This is a genomic window from Synechococcus sp. WH 5701, assembly GCF_000153045.1.
In the GTDB taxonomy this organism is placed as follows: domain Bacteria; phylum Cyanobacteriota; class Cyanobacteriia; order PCC-6307; family Cyanobiaceae; genus Regnicoccus_A; species Regnicoccus_A antarcticus.
In genome coordinates this window covers 1-1,218 of record NZ_AANO01000110.1, presented here as the reverse complement: position 1 = coordinate 1,218, position 1,218 = coordinate 1, and the positions used below count along the sequence as shown (strand labels likewise).

At 58.7% G+C, this 1,218-nt stretch carries 1 protein-coding gene; it reads left to right on the top strand.

The window, feature by feature from the left end:
- Positions 1-1,218 (top strand): aspartate--tRNA ligase (gene aspS / locus WH5701_RS00655; protein ID WP_006169899.1); only part of this gene is annotated, 1,218 nt, incomplete at both ends.

Here is a 1,218-nt window from a genome sequence, read left to right as displayed (position 1 = left end):
TATGTGCTCCCGAGCCGCGTCTGTGGCGGCGATTGGTTTGCCTTACCCCAATCGCCTCAACTGTTTAAACAGCTTCTGATGGTGGGGGGCATTGAGCGCTACTACCAAGTTGCTCGCTGCTTCCGGGATGAAGACGTGCGCGCCGATCGCCAGCCGGAATTCACCCAGCTGGATATCGAAATGAGCTTCATGGGTGAGGAACAAATTCTCCAACTCAATGAGGATCTGATCTGTGCGATCTGGAAGTCGGTGAAAGGGATCGAACTTCCCCGTCCCTTCCCACGCATGACCTGGCACGACGCCATGGAGCGGTATGGAACCGACCGACCGGATACGCGCTACGGCATGGAGTTGGTGACGGTGTCCGACATCGTCCAGGACATGGGCTTCAAAGTCTTCAGTGGAGCCGTGAAATCCGGCGGGGCGGTGAAAGTCATCGCCGTGCCGGGGGGTAACGATGCCCTGTCGAACGTCCGGATCAAGCCTGGTGGAGATGTCTTCAGCGAAGCGCAAGCTGCTGGAGCGGGGGGCTTGGCCTTCATTCGCGTCCGCGACGGCGGCGAAATCGACACGATTGGAGCCATCAAGGACAACCTGTCTGACGAGCAGAAAGCCGAATTGTTGGAGCGAACCGGTGCAACGCCAGGCACCCTGTTGCTGTTTGGAGCTGGCGAAACCGCCATCGTCAACAAGGCTCTCGACCGCGTGCGGCAGTACCTGGCGAAGGAACTCAAGCTGGTTCAACCCGATCGGCAAAACGATGCATGGAACTTCCTCTGGGTTGTGGACTTTCCAATGTTCGAGTTCAACGGCGATGAAGACCGATATGAAGCCCTACACCACCCGTTCTGTGCCCCAAACACCGACGACCTGGGCAGTGATCCCGCGCAATGGGCAACCACCCTGCCGAGCGCGAGAGCACAGGCCTACGACCTTGTCTTGAACGGTCTTGAGCTCGGTGGCGGCTCCCTTCGCATCCACGACTCCGCCCTGCAACGCCAAGTGCTGCAAACCGTGGGTCTCCCCCTTGAAGAAGCTCAAGAGCAATTTGGTTTCTTGATCAATGCCCTCGATATGGGCGCTCCTCCCCATGGCGGGCTTGCCTTTGGCATCGACCGAATGGTGATGCTCCTAGCGGGTGAAGAATCGATCCGCGACACCATTGCATTTCCGAAAACCCAGCAAGCCCGCTGCCTGATGACCGACGCACCCAGCAGC